Consider the following 18124-nt stretch of genomic DNA (forward strand, 5'->3'; position numbering starts at 1 on the left):
CTATAAGTCGCCTATTAAGGCGACTTTTTTATAAGTTTTGTGCAGTAGAAATTACTTTTTCTCTTAACCACCGGTGTATAGGGTCGTTATCAAGTGTAGGGTGCCACATCATTGATTCAACTAAAAGGGGTGTATCAAAGGGAAATGAAACGACCTTTAAACCATGCTTTTGTGCGTGTATATTGGCAAACTTTTTGGGTAAAATAGCTACGCGTTGAGTCCCCTTCAAAGTATAAATCATAGTAGAAAAGTCATTTGTAATAATATCAACTTTTCGACTTCCTCCCATCGTCTCCGTTAACCATGTTTCAATACTTAAATGACTTGTTCGTGCAAAACCTACCGACACATGCCCCATACTGCCAACTTGTTCAGCTGAAATTACATCACCAGCAACTAACTTGTTATCCATATCGACTACACATGCAAGTTCATCAACCATAAGTAATGAACTAGGGTAACCATCAAGCATTACCGATTCCGGTGCTATAAATAAATCGGCTCCTCCTTTGGTAAGTATATTAACTTCATGCGAAAACGGCGATAAAAACTCAAACGTCAATAATGGAGCTAGCGTAGCAAGCTCGGTTAAAATACTAGAAAACAGAACTTGAATAACATAATCCGATGCAACAATTTTGAAATGACGTTCACTTTTTAATGGATCATTAAATCGCTTACCAATAATCCCGCCTCTAATGGTTGTCAGTACTTCAGTAATTGGTACTTGAACTTCAAGCGCAAAAGGGGTCGGTTGCATAGTTTTACCAACTTGCACCAACAAGTCATCCTCGAAAAAGGCACGTGCTCTACCCAAAATACTGCTCATAGCAGACTGCGATAAATGCAGTCTCTTAGCGCTTTTGGTTATGTTTTTTTCTTCTAGTAAAACATCTAATGCAACCAGTAAATTTAAATCTAAATGCTCAAATCTCATAACATTGGCCCACTGCTGATTTTTAAATTTTGATTATTTTTAAGTATTAAAATTATTGATACAACCTATCTAAACATTCAATTTCATCAATTGCAAATGAAGTATTAATATGACTAAAACCAAAGTTTAACAACATCTGCGGACACACAATGAAATTTGCAACAATTAATAATTCAAAACCAGATGGTCAGCTTGTATTAGTCTCAAAGGATCTAACTGACTACGTAGACATTAGCGACCTAGCCGGCACGCTCCAAGAGGCACTAGATTTATGGCCTGCTATACAAGATAAGCTTTTACTTCGCTACGAAGCACTTAACGCACTTGAGCTAACAGGCATTAATAAAGTGTGTAACACTCAATTAATGGCCCCTTTACCACGTAGTTGGCAATGGTTAGACGGTTCACTTTTTTTAAATCATGGCGTGTTGATGCAGCAAGCATTTCATCTGGACCCAATCGAAGATGCTGATATTTATCCACTTGTTTATCAAGGTGCTGGCGATAGCTTTCTTAGCGCTAATGATAAAATTGCAGCTCCAAGTAACGAAGTTGGTCTTGATTTTGAGGGCGAATTTGGCGTGATGGTCGGTGACATCCCAATGGGGAGTAGTCCAGAGTTTGCACTTGAGAAAATACGTCTAATAGTCATGCTTAACGACATCAGCTATCGCGCACTCGGGCCAAGAGAAATGAAAACAGGTTTTGGCTTTGTACAAGCTAAAGGCCCTACCAGCTTCGCACCATTTGCTATTACCCCTGATGAGCTTGGTGAAAACTGGCGTAATGGTCGTATTTCACTGCCACTAGAAGTTTACCGTAACGACAAATGGTTTGGTGCGCCTGATGGCATAGAGATGTTTTTTGGTTTTCATGAATTAATTGCCCATGTCGCTAAAACTCGCCCTATTAAAGCGGGCACCGTGTTTGGCTCAGGTACTGTTTCTAACGCAGATATTAGTAAAGGACAAGCCTGTATCTCAGAGCTACGTGCTAAGGAAATGATTGCCACAGGCAAACCACAAACAGACTTTTTACAATCTGGCGAAACAGTTCATATGCGAGTACTAGATTCGCAGGGCAAGTCAATATTTGGAGATATAAAACAAGAAGCCATAATGGAGAATACACATGTTTAATCCATCACAATACACATTAATCGATTTATCGGTAACGCTTGAGAATAACCCCTATACAGATCCACCGCCATTATTACCAAAAATCGAGTATACCGACCACCAACAAGGTTGGCCAGAAATGTCATCAATGTTCCCTGGTTTAAAAAAAGATCAACTCCCAGGGAATGAATCGTGGGCGGCTGAACGTTTAGAGATCACCACTCATAGTGGCACTCACATGGACGCACCATGGCACTATGCCTCTACCACAGATGGTGGAAAACCAGCCTTTGGTATTGATGAGTTGCCCTTGGAGTGGTGTTTTCAACGCGGTGTTAAATTAGATTTTAGAGATTTCCCTGATGGTTATGTAATTACTGCCCTAGACGTTGAAAAAGAGCTAGCCCGAATTAATCACACCTTATCGCCGTTAGACATCGTTTTAGTCAATACCCGTGCAGGCTCTGTTTACGGTAAGCCTGGTTACCTTGATGCTGGTGTTGGTATGGGCCGCGAAGCCACCTTGTATCTTTTAGAGCGCGGTATAAAAGTTGTGGGTACCGACGCTTGGAGCTGGGATGCTCCTTTTAAATTCACTAAACAACGTTTCGAAGAAAGCGGCGACCCATCAATCATTTGGGAAGGCCATAAAGCGGGTCGCGACATTGGTTATGGGCAAATGGAAAAGCTAGCAAACTTAGCATCACTACCAAGTAGTGGTTTTTTAGTTTCATGTTTTCCTTACAAAATTAAACATGCCTCAGCAGGTTTTGTCAGAGCTGTCGCATTTCTAGAAAAGTAGTTGAGCACAACACATTAATTTATTAAGAGGTTATTATGTTTAAGTATTTCCCGACGAATTATGTATGGAATTTATCAGTAAATTTAGCTATCGAAATGGGCGCTCGCATTGGCGAAATCGAAGAAATGTGTGGCCCTTTACAAGAGGCTGCAAAATCACCAGATAAAGAAGGCGTTCAAGCATTTAGAGACACGTGGGCTAAAATGGCCGATAAACTATGTGGTCTTGCTGAAGAAGATCTAGAACGTGGCAGACTACTTTCTGCAGGGTACAAATATAATCGCGCTGCAACCTACCTTATAACCTGTGAACGCATTCAAGCACATGGCGCCTCGGGAAGAACAGAGCTGTATAAACGTTCACTTTCGCTTTTTCAAAAATCAATCGAACTGGGTCACGAAAACTGTGAACGCGTGGAAATTCCTTATGAAGGCAAACACCTTAGTGCTCTTTATGTCAAAGCCAAAGGCGTTAAAGGCCCTGCCCCTATTCTTATACAAATAAACGGCCTAGATTCATCAAAGGAAATGAAATATCGCGTTGGTTTACCACAATGGTTAGCAGAACGTGGCGTTTCATCACTTGTTTTAGATCAACCAGGTACAGGTGAAGCGTTAAAGCTACAAGACTTCCATGCTCGTTTTGACACTGAGCATTGGGCAAGTGTTGTTGTTGATTGGTTAGAACAACATGATGAAGTAGATAGCAAGCTAATTGGCATGGAAGGTGTCTCTTTAGGTGGCTATTACTGCCCTCGTGCGGTAGCGAATGAACCGAGACTTGCCCTAGGCTGTGTATGGGGTGCAAACCACGATTGGCGTGACGTTCAAAAACGTCGCTTAGAAAAAGAAGGTGACTTCCCCGTACCTCATTACTGGGCACATGTGCAATGGGTTTGGGGTGCAAAAAATATGGATGATTTCATGGAAATTGCTGAAAACGTCCACCTTGATGGTCAAATTGAAAAAATTAAAGTGCCATTTTTAGTCACTCACGGCGCTAAAGATTCGCAAATTCCACTTAAATGGGCCGAGCGCACCTTTGAGCAACTAGTCAATAGCCCTAAGCGTGAGCTAAAAATCTTTACAGAACGAGAAGGTGGTGTACAGCACTCTAGCTTCGACAACAGTTCAAACGCGGGTCAGTACATAGCTGATTGGGTAGCTGAAACATTTAACGAATTAAAAAAACAATAAGGATCACACCATGAATATTATTGGCCCCGATACGCTTGTTTTTGGTGTTGAAGACACCGAGAGTTGTAAGCAGTTCGCACTAGATTATGGCTTAACACAAAAAACTGAAACACGATTTGTTGCTCTTGATGGCACAGGTATTGAGATTAAAAAAGCAGATGACAGCTCATTACCGAATCCTCTTGCTACTGGTTCAATGCTGCGTAAAACAATTTACGGTGTAAAAGATCAGCATACAATAGATGCTTTAAAAACAGAGCTTGAAAAAGACCGAACAGTAACAACTTTAGACGATGGCAGTATCGAATCTGTTGACGATTTAGGGTTTGTTATTGGTTTTCAAGTGACCATACGGCAATCGCTCGAGAATCTACCAGCAGAAAAAGTCAACGCGCCAGGGTGTGAAAACAACCGTGCTGTAAACAATATTGGTATTAATACAGACTTCAAGGCAAAGCCTCGTAGCCTTTCTCATGTTGTGTATTTTGTACCGGATGCCGTTAAAGCTGAAGCTTTTTACGCACAGCGTTTAGGCTTTATTACTACGGATCGTTTTACCCATGTAGGTCCTTTTATGCGCCCTGCCGGTACCAACGATCACCACACATTATTTTTTATAAATACCCCGCCACACATGCAAGGTATTGAGCATTTCACTTTTCATATGAGCGGACCAACAGAAGTTTCTCAGGCAGGTACTGCCTTAGTTAATAAAGGCTATCAAAGCTTTTGGGGGCCAGGTCGTCATATATTCGGATCAAACTGGTTTTGGTACTTCAAAAGTCCGTTTGGCTGCAACATTGAATATGATGCTGATATGGATTTACACGATGATGAATGGACTGCACGAGAAGCAATGCCGGGTGCTGATAATTCGCAAGCTTTCTTGCTTCAGTACCGCGAAAAGTGGGCACCAATGGGCCCACCTCCCGGTAAACCAGAGTAATCATGAGTAAAGTATTTATCGCCTATAAAAGCGATATTACAGAGGGTCAAGCTAAAGGCTTTGACCCTCTTAATCAAGGGCGCGACAGCCTCTTTATAGTTCATAAAAATGGGGAGTATTATGGCTATAAAGATATCTGTCCTCACTACGGTGATACCACTTTACCTTGGAAAAAAGATAAATACTTAGATTCAAAAAGTGATCAAATAGTCTGTGCTGCTCACGGCGCTTTATTCGAAATTAGCACTGGTATTTGCACACAAGGGCCATGTAAAAATCAGGCCTTAACAAACATTGAATTAGATATTCACCAACACAATGAAATTTGGGTGGATATAACAACAATAAAGGAGTTCTAAAATGAACCCGTGTATTTCTAATGTATTAATAATTGGTGGTGGCTTCTCTGGTATGTCGGCAGCCATCGAACTTGAGAAAAAAAATATTGCTGTCGATTTGGTCGAAATTGACCCTAACTGGCGAGCAGAAGGGGCTGGGATCAGTTTAGGCGGAGCCACCATTCGAGCTTTTCAACAACTTGGAATTTTAGAAGAGTTTTTAGCAAAAGGCAGTGCCCATGAAGGGCTAGATATATATGCCCCGCATGGTTTGCACCTTGCCCATATACCAACGCCATTAATGGCTGATGCTAATATTCCAAAAGCGGGCGCTATAATGCGACCAGCACTTGCACAAATTTTGGCAAATAAAACGAAACAAACCAATGCCAATGTTAGGCTTGGCTGTACATTTTCATCTATAGAACAAGACGAAAATGGGGCAACAGTCACCTTTACCGATGGCACGACAAAAACATATGACCTAATCATTGGTGCTGATGGCTTGTACTCAAAAGTACGACAAATCATATTCCCTGAAGCTGAAAAGCCTAAATTTGTAGGCCAAGGTGTATGGCGAGCCGTACTGCCTCGCCTTGAAGGCATTGATAACACGGTAATGTGGGTAGGCGAACATATTAAAGTAGGGGTTAACCCTATGTCGAAAAACGAAATGTATATGTTTGTTACTGAAGATAAAATTGAAAATAATTATATTGAACCAAAAGACTTTTTACCTTTATTAAAAGCACTTGTAGCCAAATTTCCGGCTCCTGTAGTACAAGAGATACATGCTCATCTAAATGAAAACTCTAAAATTGATTACCGCCCGCTTGAAGGACTATTAGTTAAAGATGCATGGCACAAAAACCGAATCGTCCTTATCGGCGATGCAGTACATGCAACAACCCCCCATTTAGCGTCGGGTGCATGTATAGGTATTGAAGATGCTATTGTATTGGCTGATGAACTAACTAAGCATGCTCAGTTAGAACACGCACTAACCGCTTTTAAAGAGCGCCGTTGGGAGCGTTGTAAGCTTGTTGTTGAAAACTCAGGTCGACTTGCTCAAATTGAAATAGAAGGAGGCGACAAAGCTGAGCACTCTGCAATTATGCGCGACTCCCATATTGCTTTAGCTAAAGCAATATAACTGACCCGATTTTAGGTTAACTAGGTTGTTAATACCCCTTCGCTGAAAATGAGTGACAGCGAGGGGGTATTATTTATATTATCCCAACTAATTATAAAAATAACGGACGCCTTGCCATATCAAATGCAGGGATAAAAAGCTCAAGATAAGTCGTAATACCTTTCTAAAGTTAGCTCCATGAGTTTTATTTAATACATGTAAACCTACAAACGTTCCGAACACACCACTAATAACCATACAAAAAATTAAAGGCAGCCAATTAAAAAATGCAAATCCAACAACGCTAAAAACCGCCGCTTTTAATACATGCTGAAGTGCCATACAGCTTGAAAATGTTGCCGTAAATTTTAATTTTTCATACTCTTTTGTATACAAGTAACTGCTTACAATTGGGCCGCTAGCGCCAACAAATACAGAGAGAAAGGCAGTACTTAACCCTGCAATAAAGCGCACGCTTGGTGATGTGCAACTAAATTTAGGCTTTGGGCCCCACAACAAATAAAAAATAAATATTGCCAGCACAATTTTCATCGGCTCAAGTGCTATTTGTGTTACTACAGTAGTCGATAGCACAGCACCAAACAGCCCTCCTACTGAAAAATAAGCCAACATATTCAGGTCAATGTATCTAAACGTTGCTATTGCTCGAGTCGCATTAGAGCCTAACTGAACAAGGCCATGAACGGGAATAACAATTGACATAGGCAGTATAGAGGCCATTGAAAGCAGTAGTAATAAGCCGCCTCCTGCGCCAAATGCGGCGGTAATAAATGATCCAAAAAAAGCGAATGCAATTAAAATCCCCGCATATAGCGGGGTGAGTAAATCATTTAGTAATAAGCTCAAAACGAAAAACCTTAATTGCTACATTTAAAACTCTTCGGTGTCTATTTCCGCTTGAGTTGCTTCAGGATAACGCGGACCACTAACTGAGAACGGTGAGAATAAAGCTGATAGTTGCGTTAACTGCTCTGCTGACAGTACAATTTTTTCAGCACTTACATTATCGGCTAAATGTGCATTATTCTGTGTGCCAGGGATAACATGAACATGCTCACCTTGATGAAGCACCCAGGCTAAACACAATTGAGCCAGTGTTAAATTTGTGCTTTGTGCGATAGATTTTAATGCACTTAACAATTGCTTGTTTTTGCTAAAATGAGGTTCATTAAAGCGTGGCATACCACGTCTAATATCACCTTCAACTAGTACCTCTAGACTGGTAACCTGCTCAGTTAAGAAGCCTCTCGCTAATGGTGAAAATGCAATAAAAGCAGCCCCTATATGCTTACATGTTTCGAGGACTGCAATTTCAGGATTACGCGTCCATAACGAATACTCTGTTTGCACTGCTGCAATCGAATGTACGCTATTTGCTCGCATTATTGACTCGGCTGATACCTCAGATAAGCCAATTGCTTTAATTTTTCCTTCACCAACTAAGCGCGAGAGCTCGCCAACACTCTCCTCAATCGGCACAGATTTATCCATACGATGTAAGTAATATAAATCTAGAACTTCTGTATTTAGACTAGTTAAAGACGCCTCTATTGTTGATCGAAGCGTTTGTGGACGCCCATCAATAACACGCTTGCCATTAACGCCCGCCATACCACATTTGCTCGCCAAAAAAATTTTATCTCGGTGTGGAGCTAAAGCTTTACCTAGTAGGGCTTCATTTTTACCAAATCCATACAAAGCGGCAGTATCAAAATGCTCAACACCTAAATCAATCGCTGCGTGTAATAAATTAATTGCAGCTTCATCTGAGGGAGGACTCCCATAGGCATGGCTCAAGTTCATACAGCCCAACCCAATTGGATTAACGCTATGACCATTAATTTTACGCTTATTCATACGCCCTCCTTTGCGATTAATTATTGATTATTTAATTGCTGCTCTAAGTCGTGAAGCACCCGATAACAATCAAGTACCTGCTCCACACTTGAATTAGGCTCGCGACCTTCTTTTATAGCAGTAAAAAACTCTCTATCTTGCAGCTCAATACCATTCATTGATACATCAACAGCGGAGACATCAATCGCATTTTCTTTGCCATCCACTAAATCATCATAGCGTGCTATGTATGTTCCTGTGTCACCAATATAGCGGAAAAATGTTCCTAAAGGCCCATCATTGTTAAACGATAATGATAAGGTACAAATTGCACCATTTTCAGCTAGTAATTGAATAGACATATCTAAAGCAATACCAAGCTCTGGGTGAATTGGTCCCTGAATAGCATTCGCTTTAACCACTTTAGCGCCTGCTTGATAAGCAAATAAATCAACAGTGTGCGCAGCGTGGTGCCATAAAAGGTGATCAGTCCACGACCGGGCCTCGCCTTTAGCATTGATATTTTTACGACGGAAAAAGTACGTTTGTACATCCATTTGCTGAATACTAAACTCATCAGCCGTTATTTTATTATTAACCCATTGATGTGATGGATTAAAGCGCCGAGTATGCCCAACCATACAAGTCAGCCCCGTGCGCTTTTGTACCTCAACTACCTTTAATGAATTCTCCCAGCTATCTGCTAATGGGATTTCAACTTGCACATGCTTACCCGCTTCCATACATTGGATAGATTGCGCAGCGTGTTGCTGAGTAGGTGTACATAAAATAACTGCATCTGCGTCAATTTTAAGCGCATCATTTAAGCTTGTAAAAACCTGTGGAATGCCATACTCATCAGCCACTTTTTGAGTTTTTTCTAGCGTACGACCAACAAGTGCTACCACTTCAACACCGTCGATATTTTTAATACCGTCAAGGTGCTTAATTCCAAATGCGCCTGGTCCAACAACAATTACTTTCATAAAATTTCTCCAGGTTATTTATTTTCTAAAACAAGATGACCAACAGCAGTATTAGATGCGGGTACATGATAATGACGCTTCTTTAATTCAACCTCATCATTGAGCGCACCACGCATTACGAGCCACATAATAAGCTCAATGCCTTCAGAGCCAGCTAGGTTAATGTATTCAAGATGTGGTTTTAGGGCTAAGTTTTCAGCATCATCAACAATGTCATCTAAAAAAGCATTATCAAATTCTTTATTAATTAAACCTGCACGCGGTCCCTGTAATTGATGGCTCATGCCGCCCGTCCCCCAAATTTGTACATTCAGGTCTTCATCAAAACTTTCTACAGCTTTACGTAACGATTTACCTAAATTGTAACAACGCTGCCCAGATGGGGTTGGATAAAGCACTACATTTACTGCAATAGGAATAACTTTACACGGCCAATTTTCAGGCTGACCAAACATCAGTGATAACGGGACCGTTAAGCCATGATCAACATCTAAAGTATTGACGACAGTTAAGTCAAAATCGTCTTGAATAACAGATTGAGCAATATGTGAAGCAAATTCAGGATAGCCTTTTACATTTGGCACAGGACGCGGCCCCCATCCTTCATCGGCTGGCTTAAACTCTTCACCCGATGCAATCGCAAAGGTAGGAACTAAATTAGAGTCAAACGCGGTTGCATGATCGTTATATACTAATAATACAACGTCTGGTTTTTGCTTTTTTATCCACTCTTTAGCGTAATCATAACCCTCAAATAATGGTTTCCAATACTCATTATCTGTTATGCCATTATCAATAGCAGCCCCAATAGCCGGAACATGTGATGTAGCAACACCTGCATTTATTTTGGCCATGATTAACTTCCTTTCTTTAATGTATTACTGCTGTCGGGTGCACGACCCCCTGATAGCATCATTTGCGCGTATTCATCTTGTGTCATCCCCGTCATCGTTGATGCTGCGGCTTGAAAACTAATACCGTCGCTAGAAAATATTTTTGCAAGAAAATAAATATTGCCGCCTAGGCTCATCATTCTGTTGTAATCACGTGCTATAACCGCTTCTTTTTGTGCTTCGCTCATTGGCCACTCATCAAGGTAGACTTTCTCACCTGCTTTAAATTTCTTCCGATTTGGCGCTTTCATCAACGACATGCAAAATTGATTTAAGTGAAAACCTAAACGCGCCATATCGGCGTCAAATATAATGGTACCTGGCACCTCTTTGTAAGGTTTATTAATAGCCATATGTATTCCTTATTTCGACCAATACAAACGCATTGGATTATCAATTAATAACTTTTTCTGTAATTCAGCAGTAGGTGCAAAAAGTGGAATCATGTCCACTAATTTACCATCGTCGGGCATGTGGCTTTTCATATTTGGGTGCGGCCAATCAGTGCCCCATAAAACACGATCAGGAAAACTTTCCACGACTTTACGCGCAAAAGGAACAACGTCTTGGTAGCCTTTATCAGGACCATCAGCAGAGATCCGTTCAGGGCAACTTACTTTAGACCACACATTTTCATTCTCACGCATAAACTGTAAAAACAACGCAAAGTCTTCGCCTTCAACAGGTTTAGTAACATCTGGGCGCCCCATATGGTCAACGACTAATGTCGTTGGCAAACTAGTGAAAAAATCATAAAGCTCGGGCAAATCTTGGCTTTCAAAATAGATAACAATGTGCCAATTACGTTTAACAATACGATCAGCTATACGTTTTAACGAGTCAAATGGCAAGGCATCAACTAGGCGCTTTACAAAATTAAAACGTACACCGCGTACACCTGCAGCATGTAATTTATCAAGCTCGGCTTCGCTAATATCTTCTTTAATAGTTGCAATACCACGTGCTAAACCATTTGATGCTAAAAGCGCATCTACCATCGCATTGTTGTCAGCTCCATGACAGGTTGCTTGCACAATAACATTTCGACTAAATCCTAAGTAATCGCGTAAATCCCAGAGCTGCTGTTTTGATGCATCGCACGGTGTGTATTTACGCTCGGGCGCAAAACCAAACTCATTGCCGGGGCCGAATACATGACAATGCGCATCAACCGCACCTTCGGGTAACTCAAAACCAGGTTTTGATGGCGATTGATGCCAATGAAGCCAATTGGCATCCATTATAAATTTACTCACAAACCCATCCCTTTTAATTTGACGTCCAAGCGTGGGTATACGCGACGCGCATTCTCTTCAAAAATAGCTTTTTTGTCTGCTGCCGATATTTCTAATGTGTCAATGTAACGTTTAGTATCATCAAAATAGTGTCCGGTTTGCGGATCAATACCACGCACAGCCCCAATCATTTCAGAGCCAAATAAAATATTTTTAGTATCAATAACGTCTACTAATAAATCTATGCCTGGTTGATGATAAACGCAGGTATCAAAATATACATTTTTCATAACATGCTCGTTAAGTGGTGGCTGCTTCATCATATCAGCCAATCCACGATAACGCCCCCAATGATAAGGCACCGCTCCACCACCATGGGGTATAATAAACCGTAAATCAGGAAACTCGTTAAACAAGTCACCTTGTAAAAATTGCATGAATGCGGTGGTATCAGCATTCATATAATGCGCGCCCGTCGCATGAAAATTTGGATTACATGAGCCCGATACATGGATCATTGCAGGAACATCGAGCTCAACCATTTTTTCATAAAGTGGAAACCAACTCGGATCGGTTAACGGAGCTGAAGTCCAATGACCACCAGAAGGGTCAGGGTTTAAATTACAACCAACAAATCCTAATTCATTAACACAGCGCTCTAGCTCAGCAACTGAATTTTCAATTGGTACTCCCGGCGATTGTGGTAATTGGCACACTCCTATAAAACGCGTAGGGTATAAGTCAACAACTCGCGCTATTAAATCGTTACAGGCTGAGGTCCATTGTTTTGATACCTCCTCATTACCTACGTGATGAGCCATAGCCGATGCACGAGGTGAAAAAATAGTCATATCTAAGCCGCGTTCATCAAGTAATTTTAACTGATTTTTTTCAATACTTTCGCGAATTTCATCGTCCGAAATATAGGGAACGCCTGGAAGGGCTCTTCCCTCTTCAAATGCTTTAATTTGCGCTGCTCTAAAAAGCTGTAATGACTCTGGCGCTGTTGTGTAATGTCCGTGGCAGTCTATTATCATTGTGTGTCTCCTGCTGAGAGTATTATTGAAACTATCTTTTAGTAGTCGATCAAGCCATTGCTGAGCCGACCATTAATAAGCGCGCGGTTCTTAACAGCGCAGAACGATGTATTTTATAAGTGCTCAGTTGAGCGATACCTGATACCTGCATTTCAACAGTAAACTGACCCGTTGGATGCTCAACAACGATATCAAACTCCCCATCAATAAAGTTTTGGTTAGCATGCCTATAGGCTACAGTACCTTTTAAAACACATGCACTTGCTACGCTCACACTGCCTAACACCCCAATAGCCTCATGAACACGGTGGGGTATAAACGTTCGAGTGTTAATTACCCCACCATTTTTTGCAGGGCTTACTAAAGACATTTTTGGAATCGTTTTATTAGTTACATCCCCTAAATTCATCATCTTAGCCGCGATTAAACGAATAGCTTCAATCTTTTGCTTTAAATCGGTATTATCCTCGAGTGAATTAGGCGACTCATCACCCACTAAACCAAACTCGCTAGCATCTAAAATAACCACCGGCATGCCGTTATCAATACAGGTTATTGAATACCCATTAATTTCATCTATGGCATTACCCGTAGGAAAAAGTGCACCACAATTGGCACCCGCTATATCTAGAAAGTCGAGCGTGATAGGCGCTGCTGAACCTGGTACACCGTCGATTACGGCATCCCCTTTATAGCTTACTTTGCCATTAGGAGTTTGAACGCGTGCAACAGCTGAGGCTGCAGTATTTAGCATATGAATTCGAACATCGGTTGTTTTTTCTTTTGCATTCACTAAGCCCTGCTCAATTGCAAATGGCGCAACACCGGCGAGTAAATTGCCACAATTTTGTGTATCACTCACCACCGCTTTATCAACTACAACTTGTAAAAAAAGGTAATCCACATCAGTATTTGCTCGCATTGATTTTTCAACAATAGCCACTTTACTGGTGAGAGGATGCGCACCACCTAAACCATCAATTTGCCTTGTGTCAGGCGACCCCATTATGTGTAACAGTAATTCATCGCGCTTTGAGGAATCACTCGGAAGATCACTGGCTAAAAAATAAAGCCCTTTAGAGGTACCACCGCGCATAATTGAGCAAGGAATAGCCGCGTGCATTTACTTATCCTCACTTTGCTTTATATAAGTTAAGCCTTTAGCTGCTAAACGCTCGCGCATAGCATATATATCCAAACCTAACTCACCCGAAGCTAAACGCTTTCGCTTGTCTTCTTCGTTAGCAACACGTTTCAGGACTTTTTCATGAACCTCTTCACCACGACTTTGTTCAACAACAACAACGCCGTCATCATCAGCAACAATGATGTCTCCAGGTTTTATATAAGCCCCTGCGCACACAACTGGCACATTGACATTTGCAATGGTTTCTTTAACTGTACCTTGCGCATAAACATCTTTAGACCAAACCGGGAAGCCCATTTCAGTCAGTGTTGCGATATCGCGTACGCCACCATCAATAATTAAACCTTTAACGCCTCGCGCTTGTAATGAAGTTGCCAACAAGTCACCAAAAAAACCGTCAATACACCCGCTCGTAGGTGTAACAACAAGTACATCACCTGGCTGACATTGCTCTACAGCTACATGAATCATCCAGTTGTCGCCAGGAGCCACTTCACATGTTACTGCACTGCCAGCAATACGAGCAGAGCGATAAATAGGCTTCATATAGCTGGCTAATAAGCCAACGCGACCTTGTGCCTCATGTACCGTTGCAACTTCAGCATTTTGGTATTTTTCTAATATCTCTTTATTAGGGCGCGCTATATCTGTAATACACACAGCCATACTATTTACCTTATTTATAATTAAACGCTATTGATGCAATGAGTATATTGAAGTCAGCTATATAAAGAACTTTAAAAAGCTGTCAAAGGACATTAGTTTTTTCTATAGTGGTAGTAATCAAATATTAATGTGTGAGTTAAATAAAAATGAATTTTAACAATAGACATTTGTTAAGCGCCTTGTATATAAGGAACTTAATGTCGTTAAGCAAGGCAGCTAATACTGTTCACTTAACCCAGTCGGCACTCACCCAAGGCATTAAAAAACTTGAAAACGAACTTAATCAAGTCCTATTTATTCGGACCCACTCGGGGATGACACCGACGCCAAGCGGTATATTTTTTCTAAATCGGGTTGAACGTGCATTTGAGTATTTGGATGAATTTTCGAGGGTTATTTTTAATAATAAACATAAGCAAGATGCCTTTAATCGCTCTGTCACTTCAAAGCAATTAGTAGCACTCATACACTTAGTACAAATGAAAAACTACACCGCTGCAGCCAATAAACTTAATTTGTCGCAACCCACCTTACACCGCAGCATCAAAGATTTAGAGCAACTATGTAAAAAGGACCTCGCGGTACGTTCACCCGTGGGTATTGAACCTACTTGGACGGCAAACTTGCTAAATCGTTTTGCAAAGCTGTTTTTCTCTGAATTACGCCAAGGTATTTATGAAATGAGGGAGTTTAATGGACAAATGGATGGTGCTCTAAAAGTAGGTAGCTTACCATTGGCACGCTCAGCTATTGTGCCATTGAGTATTATTGCTTTAAATAATGAATTTCCTGATGCCCAGCTAAGTATTATAGATGGTCCATACCAAGAGCAGCTAGCTAACTTACTTCATGGTGAAATTGACATCATTGTCGGTGCATTACGCATCCCTGCTCAACATAATGATATTGAACAAATTCCATTATTTAAAGATCAACTTTGTGTTGTAGTAAATGCTCAACACCCTTTGGCAAGCCGCCAAACAATATCAACAAAAGAGCTCCAGCAACTTGATTGGGTAGCACCTAACAAAAGCACACCCGCGTGGCAGGTTTTTAGTAACATATTTGTTAGCCGAGGTTTACCACCACCAAGCCATGTAATAGAGTGCAGCTCACAAGTTGCTGCGCGCGGTATTTTATTAAACAGTTCTCGAGCGGCCTTGTTACCAGCCAAGCAAGTTGAAATAGAAGTACAAACAGGAATATTAGCTATCTGCCCGATGACACTGCCCGATACTGACCGTAGTATAGGACTGACGATACGAAAAGACTGGCAGCCTACCCAAATGCAATCGCGTTTTTTAACAATAATTAAAAACAATACGCGCATGCTTTAATCGAGCTAGTTAATATTCGACTGTTGCTTGAATAATGTTGGGGTTGTATTAGTGGCTAACTTAAAAAAACGGCAAAAATACGCGCTATCTTTAAATCCTAAATGAAGCGCTATTTCGTCGATTGTTTGTGTAGTATAGATTAAACGTCGCTTTGCCTCAGTGATCAGACGTTGATGAGCAATTGCTTTGGGAGAATCATTTAATAAACTTTTACAAATACGGTTTAACTTTGAAGTAGATATATGTAGCTTCTCAGCGTAGTCAGGAATAGTCATATGTGAGGTATAATTTAGCTCAATTAAGCTTCTAAAATTAACGACTATTTCTGTTTCTCGACTGCGGGCGTTACTTGCCAAAAGAGTAGTGTTTTTTTGCCTAAAAATATTTAATAATATCAATTTTAGCAATTGCTCAACGGCAATAGGCGCACCTAATTCATTATAATTAATTTCATACATTAGCAGCTCTATGTAGTGCTTTAAATGCACTAAACGTGCTGCATTTTCAAACTCAACCGTTAATGGCTTTAATAACAATTGATTCAGGCTAGTCTCACCATAATTGCTTACTAAAAAACTGTCGTCTATTGAAATTACAAAGCCTTGTGTGCGTGGTTTAAAATGAAAGCCATGTACAACACCAGCCGGAATAATTACCCCCCAATCCCCATTCAGTTGATACTCTCTTTCATCTAACCTCGCAGCCCAAGAGTTATTAAAAACAATTACAATTTGAACTAACTTATTATGACGATGTGGTGATATCTCCCATTTAAGCTCACTGCTTCGATAAGCTATATCTTCAACATGAACAGCACCTGGCTCTTGGCGAATAAACGGCTCTCCGTATAGGTCATAAAATGGAATTTTTTTATTCATGTGCACGTGTACTCAAATTAACTTTGACTCAAAAGTACAACAGATGACATCAATTGTGAATGGTTTAAACATTAACTAATGAGCAATATAAAAGAACACGATGTTTTCAACGAGTATAAAAATGCAATCATTAAAAACTAAAATAGCAATCATTGGCGCTGGGCCCTCTGGATTGTTACTCGGTCAACTTCTAGCTAAAAAGGGGATCGATAACATAATTATAGAGCGCGCATCAGGCGAATATATTTTAGGTCGTATTCGTGCAGGTATTTTAGAACAAGGATTAGTGAGTCTACTAGCAGAAGCTGGTGTAGATGAGCGAATGAAAAAGGAAGGCCACATTCACGATGGCTTTGAAATAGCACATTATGGTCAACGTCATCGAATCGATATAAAGGCACTTACAAATGGCAGCACCGTTATGTGTTACGGGCAAACAGAAGTTACCCGTGATTTAATGCAAGCGCGCCAAAACATAGGGGCAACGACTTATTATGAGTCTAGTGATGTTGCCATTCATGAGCAAAGTTCAAACTCCCCATTTGTAACGTTTACACAAAATGGTATTGAATATAAATTAGACTGTGATTATATTGCTGGATGCGATGGCTTTCATGGCGTTTCTCGACAATCTATCCCTAAAGAAAAACGTAACGAATTTGAACGTATTTATCCTTTTGGCTGGCTTGGGTTCCTTAGCGATACTCCCCCCGTTGCTGATGAGCTTATTTACTGTAAAACTAAACGAGGCTTTGCTTTAGCTAGTATGCGCTCTTCAACCCGTTCACGTTATTATTTACAGGTGCCATTAACTGATAAAATTGAAGATTGGTCTGATGATGAATTTTGGACTGAGCTTAAAAAACGCTTACCTGAAGACGTAGCTGAGATGCTGATTACCGGCCCCAGCATTGAAAAAAGTATTGCCCCTCTGCGTAGCTTTGTATGTGAACCAATGCAAGATGGACGCTTATTTTTAGTTGGCGATGCCGCTCACATTGTACCACCTACAGGCGCTAAAGGTCTTAATCTGGCAGCATCTGATGTATCCACCCTCAGCAAATTGCTAGATAAGACATACAATGGTGAGGAACCTGATGCGGTAGCCAAATACTCCGAAATAGCATTAAAAAGAGTATGGCACGCCGAGCGATTCTCATGGTGGATGTCAAACATGCTGCATGAATACGATGATGACAAAATGAATGAAAACGAGACTAAAACGCTTGAACGATTCATGGCATCCGACCTTGATTTTCATCTAAATTATGAAGAAGGTAAAAAAGTAATAGCAATCCAATATGTGGGAATGCCATACGAGAAAATTTAAACAAGTTCCCTTAAAATAATAAGCTCATATGATATTAGTAACATGGGCTTTATTTATTAATATATACGATTAGTTAACTAACTTAGTTATATCGTTTAAACGCTTAACTATCTGATCGTTTTTGATAGCTTACCAAAACTGATTAAATTCAATAATTTCATTCTTTATCGCTGAAAGTAGTGGCAAATTTTGAGTAAAATAAGGTGATGGGTTGCCATATGTAACAAATTTAACCCAAACAACATACATTTCAGTGGCAACATTTTATCTGGAGGTGATTTGCTGCTGA

General features: G+C 40.5%; 19 protein-coding genes. 8 read left to right on the plus strand and 11 right to left on the minus strand.

Translation table 11 applies throughout. The features are described 5' to 3' along the window. Positions 1 to 28: 28 nt before the first annotated feature. Positions 29 to 937 carry a LysR family transcriptional regulator gene (locus H5092_RS16225; protein WP_182721105.1) on the minus strand — a complete coding sequence of 303 codons (909 nt, stop codon included), beginning with the start codon at positions 935 to 937 and terminating at the stop codon, positions 29 to 31. A gap of 149 nt (positions 938 to 1086) precedes the next feature. Here H5092_RS16225 and H5092_RS16230 point away from each other — a divergent pair, with 149 nt between their 5' ends. From H5092_RS16230 to H5092_RS16255, 6 genes are read left to right on the plus strand one after another with little or no spacing between them, the layout of a single operon-like run. Beyond that, positions 1087 to 2076: a fumarylacetoacetate hydrolase family protein gene (locus H5092_RS16230; protein WP_154902991.1), complete on the plus strand. Its 990-nt coding sequence runs from the start codon at positions 1087 to 1089 to the stop codon at positions 2074 to 2076. Next, entirely contained in the window at positions 2069 to 2857 is a 789-nt protein-coding gene (locus tag H5092_RS16235) for a cyclase family protein (protein ID WP_154902990.1), read from the plus strand. Before H5092_RS16230 ends, H5092_RS16235 begins: the two co-directional genes overlap by 8 nt. A 35-nt stretch (positions 2858 to 2892) precedes the next feature. Next, positions 2893 to 4053 carry a S9 family peptidase gene (locus H5092_RS16240; RefSeq protein ID WP_154902989.1) on the plus strand — a complete coding sequence of 387 codons (1161 nt, stop codon included), beginning with the start codon at positions 2893 to 2895 and terminating at the stop codon, positions 4051 to 4053. A gap of 10 nt (positions 4054 to 4063) precedes the next feature. Continuing rightward, positions 4064 to 4999 (plus strand): VOC family protein, encoded by a 936-nt coding sequence (locus H5092_RS16245; protein WP_154902988.1) that lies wholly within the window; start codon positions 4064 to 4066, stop codon positions 4997 to 4999. 2 nt (positions 5000 to 5001) lie between these two features. Continuing rightward, entirely contained in the window at positions 5002 to 5358 is a 357-nt protein-coding gene (locus H5092_RS16250) for a Rieske (2Fe-2S) protein (RefSeq protein ID WP_182695759.1), read from the plus strand. A gap of 1 nt (position 5359) precedes the next feature. Then, complete coding sequence (locus tag H5092_RS16255) at positions 5360 to 6490, plus strand: FAD-dependent oxidoreductase (RefSeq protein ID WP_182734033.1); 1131 nt, start codon at positions 5360 to 5362, stop codon at positions 6488 to 6490. An 87-nt stretch (positions 6491 to 6577) separates the two neighbouring features. Here the strand turns inward: H5092_RS16255 and H5092_RS16260 are convergent, their stop codons facing one another. The 9 genes from H5092_RS16260 to H5092_RS16300 are packed head-to-tail and all read right to left on the minus strand — an operon-like array spanning position 6578 to position 14290. Then, positions 6578 to 7336: a sulfite exporter TauE/SafE family protein gene (locus H5092_RS16260; protein ID WP_182734035.1), complete on the minus strand. Its 759-nt coding sequence runs from the start codon at positions 7334 to 7336 to the stop codon at positions 6578 to 6580. A 24-nt stretch (positions 7337 to 7360) separates the two neighbouring features. Further along, positions 7361 to 8347 carry an aldo/keto reductase gene (locus tag H5092_RS16265; protein ID WP_182734037.1) on the minus strand — a complete coding sequence of 329 codons (987 nt, stop codon included), beginning with the start codon at positions 8345 to 8347 and terminating at the stop codon, positions 7361 to 7363. Positions 8348 to 8367: 20 nt separating this feature from the next. Further along, positions 8368 to 9312 carry a Gfo/Idh/MocA family oxidoreductase gene (locus H5092_RS16270; protein WP_182681164.1) on the minus strand — a complete coding sequence of 315 codons (945 nt, stop codon included), beginning with the start codon at positions 9310 to 9312 and terminating at the stop codon, positions 8368 to 8370. Positions 9313 to 9326: 14 nt separating this feature from the next. After that, on the minus strand, positions 9327 to 10166 hold the full coding sequence (locus tag H5092_RS16275; protein WP_182734041.1) for a class III extradiol dioxygenase subunit beta: 840 nt from the start codon (positions 10164 to 10166) through the stop codon (positions 9327 to 9329). 2 nt (positions 10167 to 10168) lie between these two features. Then, positions 10169 to 10558, minus strand: a complete 390-nt coding sequence (gene ligA, locus H5092_RS16280) for a protocatechuate 4,5-dioxygenase subunit alpha (protein WP_154903787.1) — start codon at positions 10556 to 10558, stop codon at positions 10169 to 10171. A 9-nt stretch (positions 10559 to 10567) separates the two neighbouring features. Continuing rightward, the gene (locus H5092_RS16285) at positions 10568 to 11461 is read right to left on the minus strand and encodes an amidohydrolase family protein (RefSeq protein ID WP_310736019.1); all 894 of its coding nucleotides are present in this window, start codon (positions 11459 to 11461) and stop codon (positions 10568 to 10570) included. Continuing rightward, the gene (locus H5092_RS16290; protein ID WP_154903786.1) at positions 11458 to 12477 is read right to left on the minus strand and encodes an amidohydrolase family protein; all 1020 of its coding nucleotides are present in this window, start codon (positions 12475 to 12477) and stop codon (positions 11458 to 11460) included. The genes H5092_RS16285 and H5092_RS16290 overlap by 4 nt, the downstream gene beginning before the upstream one ends. Positions 12478 to 12526: 49 nt before the next feature. Continuing rightward, entirely contained in the window at positions 12527 to 13600 is a 1074-nt protein-coding gene (locus tag H5092_RS16295; RefSeq protein WP_182720883.1) for a 4-oxalomesaconate tautomerase, read from the minus strand. Then, complete coding sequence (locus H5092_RS16300) at positions 13601 to 14290, minus strand: 4-carboxy-4-hydroxy-2-oxoadipate aldolase/oxaloacetate decarboxylase (protein ID WP_154903784.1); 690 nt, start codon at positions 14288 to 14290, stop codon at positions 13601 to 13603. Positions 14291 to 14487: 197 nt separating this feature from the next. Here H5092_RS16300 and H5092_RS16305 point away from each other — a divergent pair, with 197 nt between their 5' ends. Next, on the plus strand, positions 14488 to 15627 hold the full coding sequence (locus tag H5092_RS16305) for a LysR family transcriptional regulator (protein ID WP_259395096.1): 1140 nt from the start codon (positions 14488 to 14490) through the stop codon (positions 15625 to 15627). 5 nt (positions 15628 to 15632) lie between these two features. Here H5092_RS16305 and H5092_RS16310 read toward each other — a convergent pair whose 3' ends face one another. Beyond that, positions 15633 to 16505, minus strand: coding sequence for a helix-turn-helix domain-containing protein (locus H5092_RS16310; RefSeq protein WP_182711652.1), 873 nt, complete (start codon positions 16503 to 16505; stop codon positions 15633 to 15635). Between the two features lie 121 nt (positions 16506 to 16626). On the opposite strand from H5092_RS16310, the gene pobA reads away from it, so the two are divergent. After that, complete coding sequence (pobA, locus tag H5092_RS16315) at positions 16627 to 17835, plus strand: 4-hydroxybenzoate 3-monooxygenase (protein WP_182734045.1); 1209 nt, start codon at positions 16627 to 16629, stop codon at positions 17833 to 17835. Positions 17836 to 18124 lie beyond the last annotated feature (289 nt).

The sequence above is a fragment of the Pseudoalteromonas sp. SR41-7 genome (genome assembly GCF_014163935.1).
GTDB classification, from domain to species: domain Bacteria; phylum Pseudomonadota; class Gammaproteobacteria; order Enterobacterales; family Alteromonadaceae; genus Pseudoalteromonas; species Pseudoalteromonas distincta.